General features: G+C 58.5%; 18 protein-coding genes. 11 read left to right on the forward strand and 7 right to left on the reverse strand.

The features are described 5' to 3' along the window. The gene (locus BFQ03_RS10660) at positions 1-252 is read right to left on the reverse strand and encodes a hypothetical protein (protein WP_032861154.1); all 252 of its coding nucleotides are present in this window, start codon (positions 250-252) and stop codon (positions 1-3) included. Positions 253-417: 165 nt separating this feature from the next. Here BFQ03_RS10660 and BFQ03_RS10665 point away from each other — a divergent pair, with 165 nt between their 5' ends. Then, positions 418-738: an ElaB/YgaM/YqjD family protein gene (locus tag BFQ03_RS10665; RefSeq protein WP_032861155.1), complete on the forward strand. Its 321-nt coding sequence runs from the start codon at positions 418-420 to the stop codon at positions 736-738. Between the two features lie 39 nt (positions 739-777). Here the strand turns inward: BFQ03_RS10665 and BFQ03_RS10670 are convergent, their stop codons facing one another. Then, complete coding sequence (locus BFQ03_RS10670; protein ID WP_032861156.1) at positions 778-1,809, reverse strand: Ldh family oxidoreductase; 1,032 nt, start codon at positions 1,807-1,809, stop codon at positions 778-780. A gap of 366 nt (positions 1,810-2,175) precedes the next feature. After that, on the reverse strand, positions 2,176-2,445 hold the full coding sequence (locus BFQ03_RS10675; RefSeq protein WP_032861157.1) for a PepSY domain-containing protein: 270 nt from the start codon (positions 2,443-2,445) through the stop codon (positions 2,176-2,178). 151 nt (positions 2,446-2,596) lie between these two features. Between BFQ03_RS10675 and BFQ03_RS10680 the strand changes: the two genes are divergently transcribed. The 7 genes from BFQ03_RS10680 (at position 2,597) to BFQ03_RS10710 (ending at position 8,742) form a co-directional block, all read left to right on the forward strand. Then, entirely contained in the window at positions 2,597-3,595 is a 999-nt protein-coding gene (locus BFQ03_RS10680; RefSeq protein WP_032861158.1) for a FecR family protein, read from the forward strand. Between the two features lie 334 nt (positions 3,596-3,929). Further along, positions 3,930-4,382 (forward strand): hypothetical protein, encoded by a 453-nt coding sequence (locus tag BFQ03_RS10685; RefSeq protein ID WP_032861160.1) that lies wholly within the window; start codon positions 3,930-3,932, stop codon positions 4,380-4,382. Then, on the forward strand, positions 4,382-4,936 hold the full coding sequence (locus BFQ03_RS10690; RefSeq protein ID WP_032861161.1) for a hypothetical protein: 555 nt from the start codon (positions 4,382-4,384) through the stop codon (positions 4,934-4,936). Before BFQ03_RS10685 ends, BFQ03_RS10690 begins: the two co-directional genes overlap by 1 nt. Before the next feature lie 68 nt (positions 4,937-5,004). Next, on the forward strand, positions 5,005-5,874 hold the full coding sequence (locus BFQ03_RS30220; RefSeq protein WP_065943048.1) for a hypothetical protein: 870 nt from the start codon (positions 5,005-5,007) through the stop codon (positions 5,872-5,874). 61 nt (positions 5,875-5,935) lie between these two features. Further along, the gene (locus BFQ03_RS10700; RefSeq protein WP_032861163.1) at positions 5,936-6,616 is read left to right on the forward strand and encodes a C39 family peptidase; all 681 of its coding nucleotides are present in this window, start codon (positions 5,936-5,938) and stop codon (positions 6,614-6,616) included. 37 nt (positions 6,617-6,653) lie between these two features. Further along, positions 6,654-7,400, forward strand: coding sequence for a hypothetical protein (locus BFQ03_RS10705; RefSeq protein WP_032861164.1), 747 nt, complete (start codon positions 6,654-6,656; stop codon positions 7,398-7,400). A 49-nt stretch (positions 7,401-7,449) separates the two neighbouring features. Beyond that, complete coding sequence (locus BFQ03_RS10710; protein WP_032861165.1) at positions 7,450-8,742, forward strand: hypothetical protein; 1,293 nt, start codon at positions 7,450-7,452, stop codon at positions 8,740-8,742. Between the two features lie 88 nt (positions 8,743-8,830). Here the strand turns inward: BFQ03_RS10710 and BFQ03_RS10715 are convergent, their stop codons facing one another. Next, entirely contained in the window at positions 8,831-10,156 is a 1,326-nt protein-coding gene (locus BFQ03_RS10715) for a sigma-54 dependent transcriptional regulator (RefSeq protein ID WP_032861166.1), read from the reverse strand. Positions 10,157-10,497: 341 nt separating this feature from the next. Here BFQ03_RS10715 and BFQ03_RS10720 point away from each other — a divergent pair, with 341 nt between their 5' ends. Further along, positions 10,498-10,764, forward strand: coding sequence for a hypothetical protein (locus BFQ03_RS10720; RefSeq protein ID WP_032861167.1), 267 nt, complete (start codon positions 10,498-10,500; stop codon positions 10,762-10,764). Positions 10,765-10,991: 227 nt separating this feature from the next. Continuing rightward, entirely contained in the window at positions 10,992-12,494 is a 1,503-nt protein-coding gene (gene nhaB, locus BFQ03_RS10725; protein ID WP_032861168.1) for a sodium/proton antiporter NhaB, read from the forward strand. Between the two features lie 15 nt (positions 12,495-12,509). Here the strand turns inward: nhaB and BFQ03_RS10730 are convergent, their stop codons facing one another. The 3 genes from BFQ03_RS10730 to gnd are packed head-to-tail and all read right to left on the reverse strand — an operon-like array spanning position 12,510 to position 15,831. Next, positions 12,510-13,334, reverse strand: a complete 825-nt coding sequence (locus tag BFQ03_RS10730) for a Cof-type HAD-IIB family hydrolase (protein WP_032861169.1) — start codon at positions 13,332-13,334, stop codon at positions 12,510-12,512. After that, positions 13,331-14,854, reverse strand: a complete 1,524-nt coding sequence (zwf, locus tag BFQ03_RS10735; protein ID WP_032861170.1) for a glucose-6-phosphate dehydrogenase — start codon at positions 14,852-14,854, stop codon at positions 13,331-13,333. The genes BFQ03_RS10730 and zwf overlap by 4 nt, the downstream gene beginning before the upstream one ends. Beyond that, the gene (gnd, locus tag BFQ03_RS10740) at positions 14,851-15,831 is read right to left on the reverse strand and encodes a phosphogluconate dehydrogenase (NAD(+)-dependent, decarboxylating) (RefSeq protein WP_032861171.1); all 981 of its coding nucleotides are present in this window, start codon (positions 15,829-15,831) and stop codon (positions 14,851-14,853) included. The genes zwf and gnd overlap by 4 nt, the downstream gene beginning before the upstream one ends. Positions 15,832-16,097: 266 nt before the next feature. Here gnd and BFQ03_RS30225 point away from each other — a divergent pair, with 266 nt between their 5' ends. Further along, entirely contained in the window at positions 16,098-16,262 is a 165-nt protein-coding gene (locus BFQ03_RS30225; RefSeq protein WP_156356811.1) for a DUF6026 family protein, read from the forward strand. Positions 16,263-16,322: the final 60 nt, after the last annotated feature.

Genomic DNA, 16,322 nt, shown 5'->3' on the forward strand with positions numbered 1-16,322 from the left:
CTACTTCGCGGCCATCAGGCGGTTGACTTCACTGCGCACCATGTTGGCAAATTCTGGTGGCGACATGCTGTCCAGTTCCGAACGCACCCATTCGGCCCATTTGCCCTTGCGCTTGGAACGCTCGCCAAACAGCCGGGCGCCCTCGCCCTTGGCCTTGCCCAGGTTGCTTTGCCACAAGTCATACAGGCGGGACTTTTCATCTTCAAGCGCAGCGCGCTCGGCAAGGGGCTTGTTGGCCAGATTGAAGCTCATGTGGAATTACCTGCTGCACAAATAGGTGACATCTTACACTGTAGGTCGAAAGGTCCGAATTCGGATTTTTCATTGCCCCGGCAGCTGACGAAAAAAAACTGCAACTTTTGCCGTGCTTGAAGACTCCATTGTTCACTGCCCACTTACCCCGCAAGGAGCTACTCCATGGCCCGTAAAACCGCTGCCCAAGCTGTCGAAGAGCAAATCAAGGACCAGGCGTTCAGCGAACTCCAGGCCCTGATCGAAGAATCGGACAAACTGCTCAAAAGCAGCGCATCGCTGGTGGGAGAAGAAGGTGAAACCCTGCGTGAACAGGTAGCGATCAAGCTCAAGCAGGCCCTGGACTCGGTGTCCAGCGTGCGTGAGCGCAGCAAGCCGGTGGTGGATGCCACCGAAACCTACATCGGTGGCCACCCTTGGCAGACCGTGGCGATTTCAGCCGGCTTTGGCCTGGTGGTTGGCCTGCTGCTTGGCCGTCGCCACTGATCGATTCCACGGCCGGGGCGGCTCAGTCCGCCCCGGCCATCAGCCCTGCGCCAACTTACGCAACCGCGCCAGCTCATCACCGTCCAGAACAATTCCTTCCACTTCTGCCTTGGCCCGCGTGCGATGACGCCGGTCGCCCGGCAAGCGTCGCAGCCCTGCCGCATGCATCTGCCGCACCAGTTCCTGGCTGCGCTCGGCAAAGTCTTGCCCGGCGGCTTTGCTGGGGTCGATCACGATCAGCAACTGGCCTGTCCAGGGGGTCTTGGCGCCGGGATGGTTTGACCAGTCGAATTCGAACGAGAAGTTGCCCCCGGTCAGCGCGGCTGCCAGCAACTCCACCATCATCGACAAGGCCGAGCCCTTGTGCCCGCCAAATGGCAACAACGCCCCGCCTTCGAGGATCGCCTTTGGGTCCTGGGTCGGCTGGCCCAGGCTGTCGACGCCAGTGCCCGGTGGAACACGTTCACCCTTGCGGGCGGCAATCTGGACATCGCCATGGGCGATTGCGCTGGTGGCCAGATCAAACACAATCGGTGGCCCGTCAGCACGTGGCGCCGCGAACGCGATGGGATTGGTGCCGAACAAGGGCCGATCGGCGCCATGAGGGACCACGCAAGTCATGCTATTGACCACGCTCAGGGCGACCAAACCCTCTTCGGCAAACGGCTCGACATCCGGCCACAAGGCAGCAAAGTGGTGAGAGTTACGAATCGCCAGTACGGCAATCCCAGCACTGCGGGCTTTTGCCACCAATAACGGGCGGGCCGCCGCCAGCGCCGGCTGGGCAAATCCATTGGCGGCATCCACACGCACGAACCCCGAGGCCACATCCTCGACCACCGGCACCGCCTGGCCATTGACCCAGCCGCTGTCCAGAGTCGAGACATAGCCGGGTATGCGAAACACCCCGTGGCTGTGCGCTCCGTCCTGTTCAGCGCGGGCGCAGTTGTCAGCCAGTACGCTGGCAACATCCGGCGAAGCGCCGTGACGGATGAAAATGGCCTTGAGCAGCGTCACAAGTTGCGTGAAGACAATTGAAGTGTTCGCAGCGGTAATGGGCGTGGCTGACATCTGAAGCTCCAGAATTGTTATTGGAGGGGGCAACAGCCTGCTGGATTCGGCCCATTGATTAACAACGCGCGACAAGTGAGCTGTCAACCACCGACGCGGCTTCGATGTTATTTATTTAATGCCCACCTGATGCCGTCGACTCCAGTTGGAGTGATTTTGGTGCAGCCCCAGAAACCGAGTACATCAAGGGTCAGATACTTGCGCCGCGGGGATGAATTTGAGTAATGCGAGAGGGATGTTCAGGACCAACCTGGCCAGGCGAGTCGGCACTATCCTGGATAATGCCGACTCCGTGGCGTTGCCTATCACTAACCTGAGGCGTCAGTTGAGCCCGATGCCCATCAGTCACAGGGAATCTAATCGGGATCAGTCCTTCTGGTCGCGCAACACATTGCCCGAGGCGCCGTCGATGCGGATTTCATAAACGCTACCATCAGCCTTGCGACCTTTGACTTCCCAATAACCATTGTCGTCAGCTTCGGCCTGGTAGACCTCAATGTAACCAGCCTTGGTCTTGGCAGTTTCGATGGCTTTCTCGATGGTGATCCAGCCGGCCCCAGGTTTGTCGGCCAAGGCGGCGCCAGCGCCGAACAAGGTGGCAGTGGCAAGCATGGCAGTGAGGGTATTCTTCAGCATTTTCTTACTCCGTTAGAGAGAATGACTTACAGATCCAGATTTTTAGGGTGTTTACAGCCCGAATTAGTTCCACATTGATGCTCATTCGCCATGATGGCTGTTCTCGGCACCACGCCGGGAAGGTTAGAATGTAGGAAATCAGGAAGCACCAATGACCGAACAGCCCCTTTCAGAAGCCGAATATGATGCAGTCACCGATGCCGCCGCGCATTGGTGTATGCGTCTGCACGCTTTTGATTGCACCGTGGCAGAACGGCAGGCTTTCGAACAGTGGCACGATGCGCACCCTCTGCATGCCTTCGAATATGCCGCCATGCTGGAAATCTGGGATGTTGCCGACCACTTGCCGCGCACCAGCGAAGCACCACCGCCGGTTGTGCGGGTCACACCACCGAGCCGCTGGCGCACCTATGCAGTCGCCGCCGCCATTTCCCTGGTGGCGTTGCCACTGGCCGCCTTCACCAGTTGGGAGGCCGGTTGGCTGCCCAGCTCTTATGAGCATTACGAAGCCACCAGTGGCCTGCGCCACGTGACGCTGACTGATGGCAGTGAAGTTGAGCTGAACCTGGGCACCGAGCTGGTCTACAGCAACTACAAGGATGAGCGCCGGGCCACGCTGAAAAAAGGTGAAGCGTTCTTCAAGGTCAGCCATGACCTCGCACACCCGTTTGTGGTGCGCGCCGGCACGGGGCAAATCCGGGTGACGGGCACCCAGTTCAACGTCTGGAAGTATGACGATCAAGTACGGGTGATGTTGCTGGAAGGCTCGGTAAAAATCACCAGCGACGCCAGCCACAGCGGCCTGAGCCTGACGCCCGGAATGCAGGCCAGTTACAACCTGGGGGACGCGCAACCGCAATTACAGGCCTTCTCCCCCCATGACCCGGCGCTGGCCTGGCGCACCGGCAAGTTGATTCTCGACAATCTGCCACTGGTGGATGCCTTGCCACTGATCAACCGTTACTTGAGCAAACCGGTGATGCTGGCCGATACGGGCACCGGGAATATTCGCATTGGCGGGATCTACGATATCCATGAAGTCACCCATCTGGTGTCCTCCCTGCCCAACGTGCTGCCGGTCTACCTGACTCAGAACCAGGACGGCAACACCGTACTCAATTCAATCCCGCGCAAAACTCCCAAGACCTGATCAAGAGCCGTGACTACCGCGTACTGCGGTGGCACGGCTATCGTTCGCAACGCCTTGTCCACTTTTGAAACACCCCTCACCGCGCAGCAGCCCAGTGGCTGCGGGTTCATCGTTTCGTCATCACAAGTGTTTCAGCCCTGAAACACCCCGGGCCCAAGCCTGGCGCAGCTCATTGGCCGCCATCCTGTTTCATGCCTGATACACCCTGCCCACAGGCACCTCGCACATAATCCCAAGCTGTTGAATAACCAGCCAATATAAAAAGCGGCACAGCTTCTGCTCTCTTCCTTGCAACGCTGTTTAGGGTCAGCGTTAAAAAACAAGGAATGCTGCCGTGGCGACTCTCAATCCAGGCTCACTGAGCCTACTGCTGATCAGCTGTGTACTCAGCGCCAGTGTGAGCGTGAGCGCTTTTGCGGGAGACGGCATCATCGTGACCGGGCGCAATGTTCAAGGTTTCCACGTTGGTCGCCCAGCCTTTGGTCCCGACCCTTATCCAACCACAGTGAATGCCAACCCAAGCAGTCAGATTCAGCGTGCTACCGGCGAACTCAGCGATAGCGATTTTGCAGGCCTGAGTAGCGGTTCCGGCATTACCCGCACGATCCTGCCAAACGGCGAACTCCCCGGCCTGAGCAACACTCTGGGCACCAATTCGGCTGGCTTGGGCACTGGCGCAGCTGCGAGTCATGGCGGCGGGAACAGCCTGGGTGGCCAGATCAGCGGCACGATTGAACGTGGCCTGGCCCCCCTGAACAACATCGGCAGCATGATGGGGGCTCAGTAATGAATCGCTCATGGCTGATCCCTGCACTGTTCAGTTGCTCTTGCGCAATGGCCGGCGACGGTCACGAAGCGCTCATCGACAACTCCGGCAAACAATACACCGGCGTTATTTCGGTCAACCAGGCCGCCGGCAATCAGCAACAACAGATCAACAGCCGGAGCATCACAGTCGGCGGTCAAGCCAGCACTGTGCTCATACAGAAGCTCGACGGCAAGGCCGACCCTTCCCTCAACGCCAACACGGCGATCCAGGGAACCTCTTTCAGCAATGGCAACGGTGTACTGGGCGTCAACCAGTCGGCCGGGGCCAATAACCAGATGATCAATGCGGTGCGGATCAGTATCAATCCTGGCCCGCAAAGCATCGATGACAGCGTCTTGTCGCAACAGAACACGACGCTGTTACCAGACTCAAGGTCCTCCTCTACCACTGGCAGCCGCCAGGTCGTTACCAGCGACCAGGCCTTCACCGGCAGCCGTGGAGTGGTACAGGTGAATCAGAGTGCAGGGGTGGGGAACCGAATGGCTAACACCCTCGGTATCACTATCAAGTAACGACTTGATAGGTGTTTGTTAGACCGTACCAACACTTAACCAACTAATTAGAAGCAAGGAGATACACCATGAAACCTACAATGGCTCTCAAACCACTGGTTTTTGCTCTGGCTGCGCTCATGGCTGTTGCTGTACAAGCTGACGCTAACAAGTGGTACCCAACCCCTGCACCCACCGGCACCGTAGCCGCCGTCGTCACGGACACCCAAATCAGCAAAGACAACAAGTTCGATGACACCAAAACCACCAACAATGCCTCGGCCAACCACTCGTTGAACCGCAGCAACGGCAACCTGGGTGGCAACGTCGCCGCTGGCTCCGGCAACCAGCAAGATAACGCCGCAGCAATCACCAGCAGCGCTGACGATTCAAACCTGGTTTTCGCCCTGGTCGATGTCGATCAGCAAAGCAAACAGAACGACTTCGAAAGCAAGGGCGTGCAAAACAATGCCTCGCTGAACAACTCGGCCAACAACAGTTCCGGCAACGTGGGTGTCAACGTCGCCGCCGGTCAAGGCAACCAGCAGAAAAACAACCTGGCGATTGTGGTTGCAGACGGCAACAACGTCGCCGCAGCCTCGAACACCGTGCAAACCTCGGTGGATAACGAGTTCCTCAATACTGCCTCTACCGGTAATGGCAACAACGGCAACAGCTTCGGTAATGGCAATGGCAACGGCAATGGCAATGGCAACGGCAACGGCAACGGCAATGGCAACGGCAACGGCAACGGCAATGGCAACGGCAACGGCAACGGCAATGGCAATGGCCAAGCCTCTTATGTCGTCAACAACGCCAGCCTGAACCACTCGGCCAACAACGCCTCTGGCAACATCGGCGTCAACGTGGCTGCAGGCATTGGCAACCAGCAGAGCAACACTCTCTCCCTCGGCAGCGGCTGCACCGTCTGCGCAGCGGGTAGCGGCGTACGCTTCTGATGCAATCGGGCCTTGGCAACAAGGCCCTTTTTTATTTCCGTGTCCAACAGGTCATCCGATCATGCGCCTCGCGACCCTCACCCTTCTATTACTGCTTGCTGGCCCTTCCTGGGCAGGGCAAATGGCTATTTCCGCCATGCCCGGCGGTGCAGTGATTTTCAAGAAGGTCGAGAGCATCCGCGAACGCCGGTTCGCTAACCTGGTGGAACAAAAAACCGATTTCAGCTGTGGTGCGGCAGCACTGGCCACCATCCTGCGCCAAGCCTATTGGATGGACGTTGATGAAGAACACGTCATCAAGGGCATGCTGGTCAACGCTGACCAGGACCTGGTACGTACCCAGGGTTTCTCCATGCTCGACATGAAACGCTACCTCGAAAGCATCGGCATGCGTGCCAGGGGCTACAAAATCGGCCCGGACACCCTGCTGACCGTGAAAATCCCTGTGGTGGTGTTAGTGGAGATCCGTGGCTATAAGCACTTCGTCGTGATGCAGCGTGCCGAAAAAGACTGGGTCTATATCGGTGACCCTGTCCTGGGCAATAAACGCTATGCACGGGACGACTTTGTCAAAGGCTGGAACGGTGTGGTGTTTGCCGTGTTGGGTGAGGGCTATGACAAGACCAACGCCCTGCTCGATCCTCCCACACCATTGACCGCCAAGACCAAAATGAACGAGTTCCGGCCCGTGGGCGATGCAGAGCTGATGGACTTCGGTTTTATCCAGAGCGATTTCTTCTAGAAGCGCGATAAGGAGCAGGAAGCTCCAGGAGCAAAACATGAACACTTATCGTTGGCTTACGGTCCTGTGCCTGGCAGCCTCGATGCCTGCCTATGCTTCCTCAGCGTTCAAGCCCATCGAAATGAAAGACTCGGAACTGGCTGAACTGCGCGGCCGTTTCGTGATGCCAGGGCGAATTGTCAGCTTCGGCATTGTCATGAGCACCACCTGGACCAACGCCGCTGGCGACACCAGTACGGTGAACGCCAATATGCACATCGACTCCGCCACCATCACCCCGCAATTCTATGTGCAGTCCACCGGCTCAGTCGGCAGCGGTACCAATCGCGACCCTGGCACCGGCACTGTCGTGGGTGGCGCCGGCCTGGGCAGTGGCCAGGGCGTGACCCAAACCGTACGCGCCGCCGGCGATGGCAATACGGCCTATAACAACGTCGGGATCAATGTCAGTGAAAACGGCCTGTCACCGGCCAACGTGGCGCAGTCGGGGCATGCGTTGATGGCGGGCGGCTCCTTCACGACCGACAGTGCGGCCGGTCGAGTCAGTGTTTCGGCCAACAATGGCGGCGTGCAGATGGCCATCCAAGCCAATAACAATCAGGGGAGCGCCCTGCAGCAGATCGGTGGCGGCAATGTACTGCAAGGCACGGTTTTGCAAGGCAACAGTAACTTCGTCAACAACATGACGCAGCTCAATGTGGTGCTAGGCAACAATGGTCTGAACGCGGGCGCATTGAACTGCAACCTGGATCAACTCAAAGGCCTACGCACGCTCGGTTATTGAACTACGCTGACCCTCGACACTTCCGCATTAGAAAAGGACGGCTTATTTCATGCATCGATCGTTATCACTACGTGCCGTTGTCTGTTTAAGTACGCTCTTGCCAGCGAGTATGTTGTACGCAGCACCAGACGCGGACATAGAAACCCTCAAACAAGAACTTCTGGAGCTCAAGCAGCGCTACGAAGTCCAGCAAAAAGCCCTGGCAGTCCTGGAACAACGGGTGCGCCAGGTGGAAGACCAGCCAGCAACCCCGGCGCCCAAACGCCTGGCCAAATCGCCAGCCGACTTCAAGCAAAGTGGCAGCACCGTGGCCGCCAGCGGCGGTACGGGTGGAGCCACAGGCGGCAGCTCCTACGGGCAATCGCTCAAGGATGATTCGGCGCCAGCGCAAAGTGTCAGCAACTTGTATAACGAAGCCAGCGGTTTCTTCGGTAACGGCAAATTCAGTTTTGAAACCGGCATTACCTACGCACGCTATGACGCCCGTCAATTGACCCTCAATGGTTTTCTCGCGCTGGACTCGATTTTCCTGGGCAATATCAACCTGGACCGTATCAAGGCAGATAACTGGACCTTGGACCTGACGGGCCGCTACAACCTTGATAACCGCTGGCAGTTCGACGTTAACGTTCCGGTGGTCTACCGCGAGTCGACCTACCAGTCTGGTGGGGCCAGTGGTGGTGACCCGCAAGCGACCTCAGAAGAGTCGGTGAGCCGTGATCCAACCATCGGCGACGTCAACTTCGGGATTGCCTACAAATTCCTCGACGAATCACCGACGATGCCCGATGCCGTGGTCTCAGTGCGCGTCAAGGCCCCCACCGGCAAGGAACCCTTCGGGATCAAGCTGGTGCGCTCAACGGCCAACGACAACCTGTTTGTACCGGAGAACCTGCCAACCGGTAACGGTGTCTGGTCGATAACCCCTGGGATATCCCTGGTCAAGACCTTCGATCCGGCAGTGCTGTTCGGCAGCCTTTCCTACACTCATAACTTCGAAGATTCGTTTGACGATATCAGCAGTGACGTCAACCAGAAGGTCGGTGGCAAGGTGCGCCTGGGCGACAGTTTCCAATTTGGCGTAGGCGTGGCGTTTGCCTTGAACGAGCGCATGAGTATGTCGTTCTCGGTATCTGACCTGATTCAGCGCAAGAGCAAGCTCAAGCCTGATGGCGGTGACTGGCAGTCGATTGTCTCCAGCGACGCCAACGCCGGCTACTTCAACGTCGGCATGACCATTGCCGCCAGTGAGAACCTGACCATCGTGCCCAACCTGGCTATCGGCATGACCGATGACGCGCCTGATTTCACCTTCAGCCTGAAATTCCCGTACTACTTCTAAACGCCATACCTCCTACAGGGGATGGTGGGTTTAGGGAAAGGAAAAGCCCCGCCGCGATAAGGGTCGCGACGGGGCTTTTTTACCCGCCCTAGCGGATCTGGTGTTTGTGCAGCAACCGGTAGAACGTGGGCCGGGAAACTCCCAGCACTCGGGCAGCGACACTCAGGTTGTCGCTGTGCCGGTTCAGCACATCGCACAACGCCTGACGTTCGGCGCGGTGCTTGTAATCTTCCAGTGTAGCCATCGGCAATATGATTGCCTGGTGGCTTTGCAACCCCAGGTCGATCGCTTCGATTTGTCGCCCTTCGGCCAGTACCAACCCGCGCCGTACCCGGTTGGCCAACTCACGCACATTACCCGGCCATCCATGCTTGCCCATGGCGACCAGGGCATCCTCGCTGAAGCTACGCGGGCGACGTCCGGTTTCCTGGCTGTAGAAACGGGAGAAATGGTTGGCCAACATGCCCACATCGCCATGCCGTTCACGCAGGGGGGCGGTGGTCACTTGCAAGACATTCAGGCGGTAGTACAAGTCTTCGCGAAATGTGCCCTTCTCGATCGCCGCCTCCAGATCGATATGGGTCGCCGCCAGTACCCGCACATCCACCGGGATCGGCTGGCTGCCACCGACACGTTCTATGTGTTTTTCCTGGAGAAAACGCAGCAGGTTGGCTTGCAATTCCATCGGCAGATCGCCGATTTCATCGAGGAACAAGGTGCCGCCGTTGGCCGCTTCGATACGCCCGATCTTGCGCTGATGAGCGCCGGTGAACGCGCCCTTTTCATGACCGAACAGTTCGGACTGGATCAAATGTTCTGGAATCGCCCCGCAATTGATCGCCACAAACGGCTTGGCGTGGCGCTGGGATTGCCGGTGCAGGGTCTTTGCCACCAACTCCTTGCCGGTGCCACTGTCGCCACGGATCAGAATCGGCGATTCGGTGGGCGCCAGTTTAGCCAGCAACTTGCGCAACTCGCGGATCGGCCGGCTGTCGCCCAGCAGCTCATGTTCTGGCTCATCCACGTGGGCAATGCCTTTACCACGCAAGCGCGCCATGCCAAACGCACGACCGAGGGTGACCTGGACCCGCGACACATCAAATGGCAAGGTGTGAAAGTCGAAAAACCATTCACAGACAAAGTCGCCGACCTTCTGCAGACGCAGCACTTCGGGGCTGAGCACGGCAATCCATTCAGTACCGCTGCGGCTAATCAGCTCTTTAACCGCTTCGGGCCGCTGCAAGTGAGCGGGCTGCAGCCGTAACAATCCCACATCACAGGTACGATCCCCGAGGGCGTCCAAGGCACAGCTGTCGACATCCCACCCGGCCGCCCGCAAACCAGGTAATAACTGGTGGCAGTCATCACAGGGATCGACCACAAGTAAACGACGCAGTGGGGGTGTAACAATCATGACTATTCCTTGGCGTCAAAATCATTAAAGTTATTTAGAAACAACAGTTTGAGGCGACTGTTGATAACCCTAGCAAGATCTTGACACCCCCTTGTATCGTTTTGCGATAACACCCCCCTGAATACAGCATTTGGCGATCAGGCACCTTTGCACGGCGCTACTTCAATCTTTCATTCAGCTTTCAAATGGGCCTCTTACATGACGTTAATCACGAAAAGTTGAATTTTCTTGTTTTAAGATGTGACCCGTACCCCGTCATCGTGCATCAGTACAGGTACTAGCCGAACGGTAAGCCCAACCGACGGCACATCATTTGATTGGGCACTTAGAGAGAAGACCCCATGAACGCCCCGCTCCGTATCAACGAAGCTCTTTTGATCGCAGACCGTGCTTTCCAGCCCTTTCACTGCGTGGCCTGGGCCCCACAAGACGGGACTGGCGAATTGAGCCTGACCGTTATCGACCGCACCGAAAACCGCATCGGGCGCAAGCAGATTCCTTGCAGCACTTATTCCGATCCCAAGCAATTGGAAACCCTGCTGCTGCAAGCCCGCGCCGAACTCAATGGCGAAGGTTATCAACTACAGTCCTGGGCAATGCCTAAGTAAGCTCACGCGCTTACTGCAACTTTGTAAGTGCTGATCGGTTATTCGCTGACTGACGCATTTACTGTAGGAGCGAGCTTGTCTCCGGGCGGCTTTCCGACGAAAAACTTTAACAATGCCGCAGGGCACCAGGATGTATGCGGCACCCTCAGGTTTTTCGCGAGCAAGCTCGCTCCTACATTGGGTGAACATCGGGCACCTTGCGCGCTTCTCGCCCCAAGGAGCACCCCATGTCCGGATCAATGGCCCAGGCCTTCGCCCATAATTTTCTTGGGCACTCGCCCCGTTGGTACAAGGCCAGCATCCTCGCATTCCTGATTATCAACCCCCTGGTACTGTGGGTTTTCGGCCCGGTGGCGGCCGGGTGGCTACTGGTGGCAGAGTTCATTTTCACCCTGGCCATGGCGCTGCACTGCTACCCGTTGATGCCCGGTGGGCTGTTGATGGTCGAGGCGCTGTTGCTGCGCATGACCACGCCCCAGGCGCTGTACGACGAACTGCTGCACAACTTTCCGGTGATCCTGCTGCTGATGTTTATGGTGGCCGGCATCTACTTTATGAAGGACTTGCTGCTGTTTCTGTTTTCGCGCCTGTTACTCGGTGTGCGCTCCAAGGCGCTGTTGGGGCTGATGTTCTGCTTTTTGTCTGCCTTTCTGTCCGCTTTTCTCGATGCCTTGACTGTGACGGCGGTGATTATCAGCGCCGCCGTGGGGTTCTATTCGGTCTATCACCGCGTGGCCAGTGGCAACGATCCGCGCCAGGACAGTGAATTTAGCGACGACCAACAGTTGCCCACCTTGCACCACGCCGACCTTGAGCAGTTCCGCGCGTTTCTGCGCAGCCTATTGATGCATGGCGCCGTCGGCACAGCCCTGGGTGGCGTGTGCACCTTGGTGGGCGAGCCACAGAACCTGCTGATCGGCCATGAGATGGGTTGGAACTTCAGCGAGTTCTTCCAGCGGATTGCTCCGGTATCCCTGCCCGTGTTGGTCGCCGGTCTGGCCACCTGCGTCCTGCTGGAAAAGTTGCGCTGGTTTGGCTACGGCACGCTGCTGCCGGATAACGTACGCCAGGTGCTGGCCAACTACGCCCGTGAAGACAATGCCGAGCGCACGCCACGCCAGCGTGCGGCGCTGATTGTCCAGGGCTTGGCGGCGCTGATCCTGATCGCCGGCCTGGCCTTTCATATCGCCGAAGTAGGCCTGATCGGCTTGCTGGTGATTGTGCTGATCACTGCCTTTACCGGGATTACCGAAGAGCACCGCATCGGCAATGCCTTCAAGGACGCCCTGCCCTTTACCGCGTTGCTGGTGGTGTTTTTTGCCGTGGTGGCGGTGATTCATGATCAACAACTGTTCACCCCATTGATCCAATGGGTGCTGGCCCTGCCCGCCGAACAACAACCGGGCATGCTGTTTATTGCCAATGGCCTGTTGTCCGCGATCAGCGATAACGTGTTTGTGGCGACGATCTACATCACCGAGGTCAAGCAGGCGTTTGTGTCCGGCCATATGAGCCGCGAGCACTTCGAGACCCTGGCCATTGCGATCAATACCGGGACCAACCTGCCCAGCGTGGCGACGCCCAATGGCCAGGCGGCGTTCCTGTTCTTATTGACGTCGGCGATTGCACCGCTGATTCGCCTGTCCTACGGGCGCATGGTCTGGATGGCGCTACCGTATACGGTGGTGATGGGTGTGCTGGGCTGGTACGGGGTCAGTTACTGGCTGTGAAGGGATGGCGAGCGCTCAAGCGCTCGCCAGGATAAACCGCTCAATCGCCTGGGCCGCGCCGTCCTCGACATTGCTGCCAGTGACCACATTGGCCTGACGCTTGACCGCCTCTTCGGCCTGGCCCATGGCAATCGACAGCCCGGCGACATGAAACATCGCCGGGTCATTGCCGCCATCGCCGATAGCCGCCGTTTGCTCCAGCGCCACCCCAAGATGGGCTGCCAGGGTTTTCAGGGCATCGCCCTTATTGGCCTGCATTGCCGTGACATCGAGATAGACCGGCTGCGAACGCGACACCTGCGCCAGCCCCTGGACCTTGGGCTGCAATTGCGCCTCCAGTTCAATCAGCAGTTGCGTGTTGTTACTGGCAGCGACGATCTTATCGATCCGTTCCAGGAACGGCTCGAAACTCTCCACCACCACGGGCGCGTACCCCAGGCCGTGTTGCTCACGCGGCACCATGGGACCGCTGGCGTCTCGTAACAGCCAGTCGCCATCGGCAAACACCCAGACTTCCACATCCGGATGCGGGGAAAACAGCGCCAGTGCTACCAGGGCCGCTTCCGCTGGCAAGTGGTGAGCCACCAGGATGCTGCCGTCCGGATTGACCAGGGTGCCACCATTAAAGCCTGCTGTTGGCACATCGACGCCCAGGGCTTCGATCTGCTGCAGCATGGCCTTGGGCGGCCGCCCGGTGGCGAGGCTGAAAAACACCCCGGCGTCGCGCAACGCACGCACCGCGTCAATGGTGCGCTGGCTCAGGCTGTGATCGGGCAGCAACAGGGTGCCGTCCATATCACTCAACAAAAATCGGATGGGGTGAATCGTCGCCTCACTCATCCCAGGCTATGCCAGGCACGGCCATCACGGGCCAGCAATGCATCCGCCGCTGCGGGGCCGTCTTCGCCTGCCTTGTAGGCCTCAATTCCATCGTCCTCCTTCCAGGCATCGAGGAACGGCTGCACGGCACGCCAGCCATTTTCGATGTTGTCGGCGCGCTGGAACAACGTCTGGTCACCGGTCAGGCAGTCATAGATCAATGTTTCGTAGCCAGTGGAAGGCTGCATCTCGAAGAAATCCTTGTAGGCAAACCCTAGCTGGATGTTGGCCATGTCCAGGGTCGGCCCGGGCTTTTTCGCCAGCAGGTCGAACCACATGCCTTCATTGGGCTGGATCTGGATCTTCAGGTATGTCGGCTTGAGTTCGTCGACTTCGGTGTCGCGGAACTGCGCATAGGGCGCCGGCTTGAAGCAGATGACGATTTCGGTGTCGCGCACGCTCATGCGCTTGCCGGTACGCAGGTAGAACGGCACGCCGACCCAGCGCCAGTTATCGATCATCACCTTCAGCGCCACGAAGGTCTCGGTGCTGCTGTCGGGTGCGACATTCGCCTCTTCCCGGTAGCCCGGCAGTGACTTGCCACCGATCTCGCCGGCGCTGTATTGGCCACGCACCGAGTTGGCCCGCGCATCCGCAATCGACCATGGGCGCACGGCACCAATCACCTTGGCCTTCTCGCCGCGCACCGCGTCGGCGCCAAAGGCCGCCGGCGGTTCCATGGCAATCATTGCCAGCAGTTGGAACAGGTGATTGGGCACCATATCGCGCAAGGTCCCGGTGTTTTCGAAGAAACTGCCCCGGGTTTCCACGCCGACGGTTTCGGCAGCGGTGATCTGCACGTGGTCGATGTAGTGGTTGTTCCAGAACGCTTCGAACAGCACATTGGAGAAACGGCTGATCAGAATGTTCTGCACCGTCTCCTTGCCCAGGTAATGGTCGATGCGATAGATCTGTTTTTCGCTCATGACCTTGAGCAGGCAGGCGTTCAGCGCCTCGGCCGTGGCCAGGTCGGAGCCGAATGGTTTTTCGATCACCACGCGGCGGAAAGCCTCGGGGCTTTCCTCCAGCAGGTTGGCCCGGCCCAGGCGCTGCACCACTTCACTGAAGAAGCGCGGCGCAGTGGCCAGGTAGAACACCGCATTGCCAGTGCCACTGTCGGCGATCTTCTGTGCGATATCGGCATAGGTGCCGTCATCGAGAAAATCCCCCTGCACGTAGCTGATGCCCTTGGCCAACTGGGCCCACAACTGTGGGTCCAGTGCATGTTCGGCATTGCCCTTGACCTTGCTCGCCGCTTCGGTGCGGATGAAGTCTTCGAGTTTCTTGGCGAAGTCGGCATCGCTGATAGCGTTGTGATCCACCCCGACAATCCGCAGCCCATCGCCCAACAGGCCATCGCGACTGAGGTTGTACAGCGCCGGCATCAGCAGGCGCTTGACCAGGTCGCCATGGGCGCCGAACAGGAACAAGGTAGTGGGTGGAGCGGGTTCGGCCTTGGGTTTCTTGCCGTTGGCCGTCATTTTTTGGAAGTCTCCACATGGCCGCCGAAGCCGAAGCGCATGGCCGACAGCAACTTGTCACCGTAAGTGCTTTGCTGACGCGAGCGGAAACGGGCGAACAACGAGTTGGACAGCACCGGCACCGGCACCGATTGCTCCATGGCCGCTTCAATGGTCCAGCGCCCTTCACCGCTGTCGGCCACGGAACCTGAATAACCGTCGAGCTTGGGGTCGGTCGCCAGGGCATCGGCGGTCAGGTCCAGCAGCCAGGAGGAAACCACGCTGCCACGACGCCAGACTTCGGCAATGTCGGCCACGTTCAGGTCAAAACGCTGGTCTTGCGGCAGGTTTTCCGAGTTCTTGGTCTTGAGGATGTCAAAGCCTTCGGCAAACGCCTGCATCATTCCGTATTCGATGCCGTTGTGGATCATCTTCACGAAATGCCCGGAGCCGGCGGGGCCTGCATGGATGTAGCCACGCTCGGCGCGATCATCAGTGGCGGTACGGTCCTTGGTGCGTGGGATATCGCCCAGGCCTGGCGCGAGGGTGGCGAAGATCGGGTCCAAGTGCTTGACGGTCTCGGCGTCGCCGCCAATCATCATGCAGTAGCCACGCTCCAGGCCCCAGACGCCACCGGACGTCCCGACGTCCACGTAGTGCAGGCCTTTTTCCGCCAGGGCCTTGCCGCGACGCACGTCGTCTTTATAGAAGGTGTTGCCGCCGTCGATGATCACATCGCCGGCTTCCATCAGTTCGCTGAGGTCGTTGATCGTGGTTTCGGTCGCCTCGCCCGCCGGCAGCATGACCCAGATCGCCCGCGGTTTTTGCAGGCCGGCAACCAGGGCAGCGAGGTCGGCAACGCCGGTCGCACCCTCTTCGCTCAAGCCTTTGACGAATGCTTCATTGCGGTCGTAGACCACGGTGGTATGCCCATTGAGCATCAAGCGGCGCGCAATATTCCCGCCCATGCGGCCTAGTCCGATAATCCCCAGTTGCATGTGTTGATGCTCCTAACTACAAATCAAAAAAATGTGTGACACAGTTTATAGCGCAATGAGGGATTAGTCCGGCGCCAATCGCACTAGTTTCATCAGAAAAAGTGGCCATCCTTTCACCATCACCCCCGGAAAAGTCACATCGACCGTGAAAAATAAAAAAGTTCCATTGAGACAAAAAAGAAATCAGAATCGCCCCTGACTCCTGCCATGCGCCTTCAATCACGCGCTCTGGCACCGCAATACACCGGCTATTTGCGAGGTAAGCAATGCGCACTGCACAGATGACACGCCCGCCACAGACCCTTTACGTGACCGTGCGCCGCGACGAACTGCGCCAGTTGAAAGACGAACGTGAACAGTTGCAGCAGGAAGTGCTACGTCTGCGTGCGCAGTTGCAGGCCCAGCTCACGAATCAAGCCATCACCTGCTGACCCTTTGCAGGAGCCGGCAAGGATTGCCACCTCGGATCCAACTCACAAAGTTTTCACCCG

This window comes from Pseudomonas sp. 25 R 14 (genome assembly GCF_900004755.1).
GTDB lineage: Bacteria > Pseudomonadota > Gammaproteobacteria > Pseudomonadales > Pseudomonadaceae > Aquipseudomonas > Aquipseudomonas brenneri.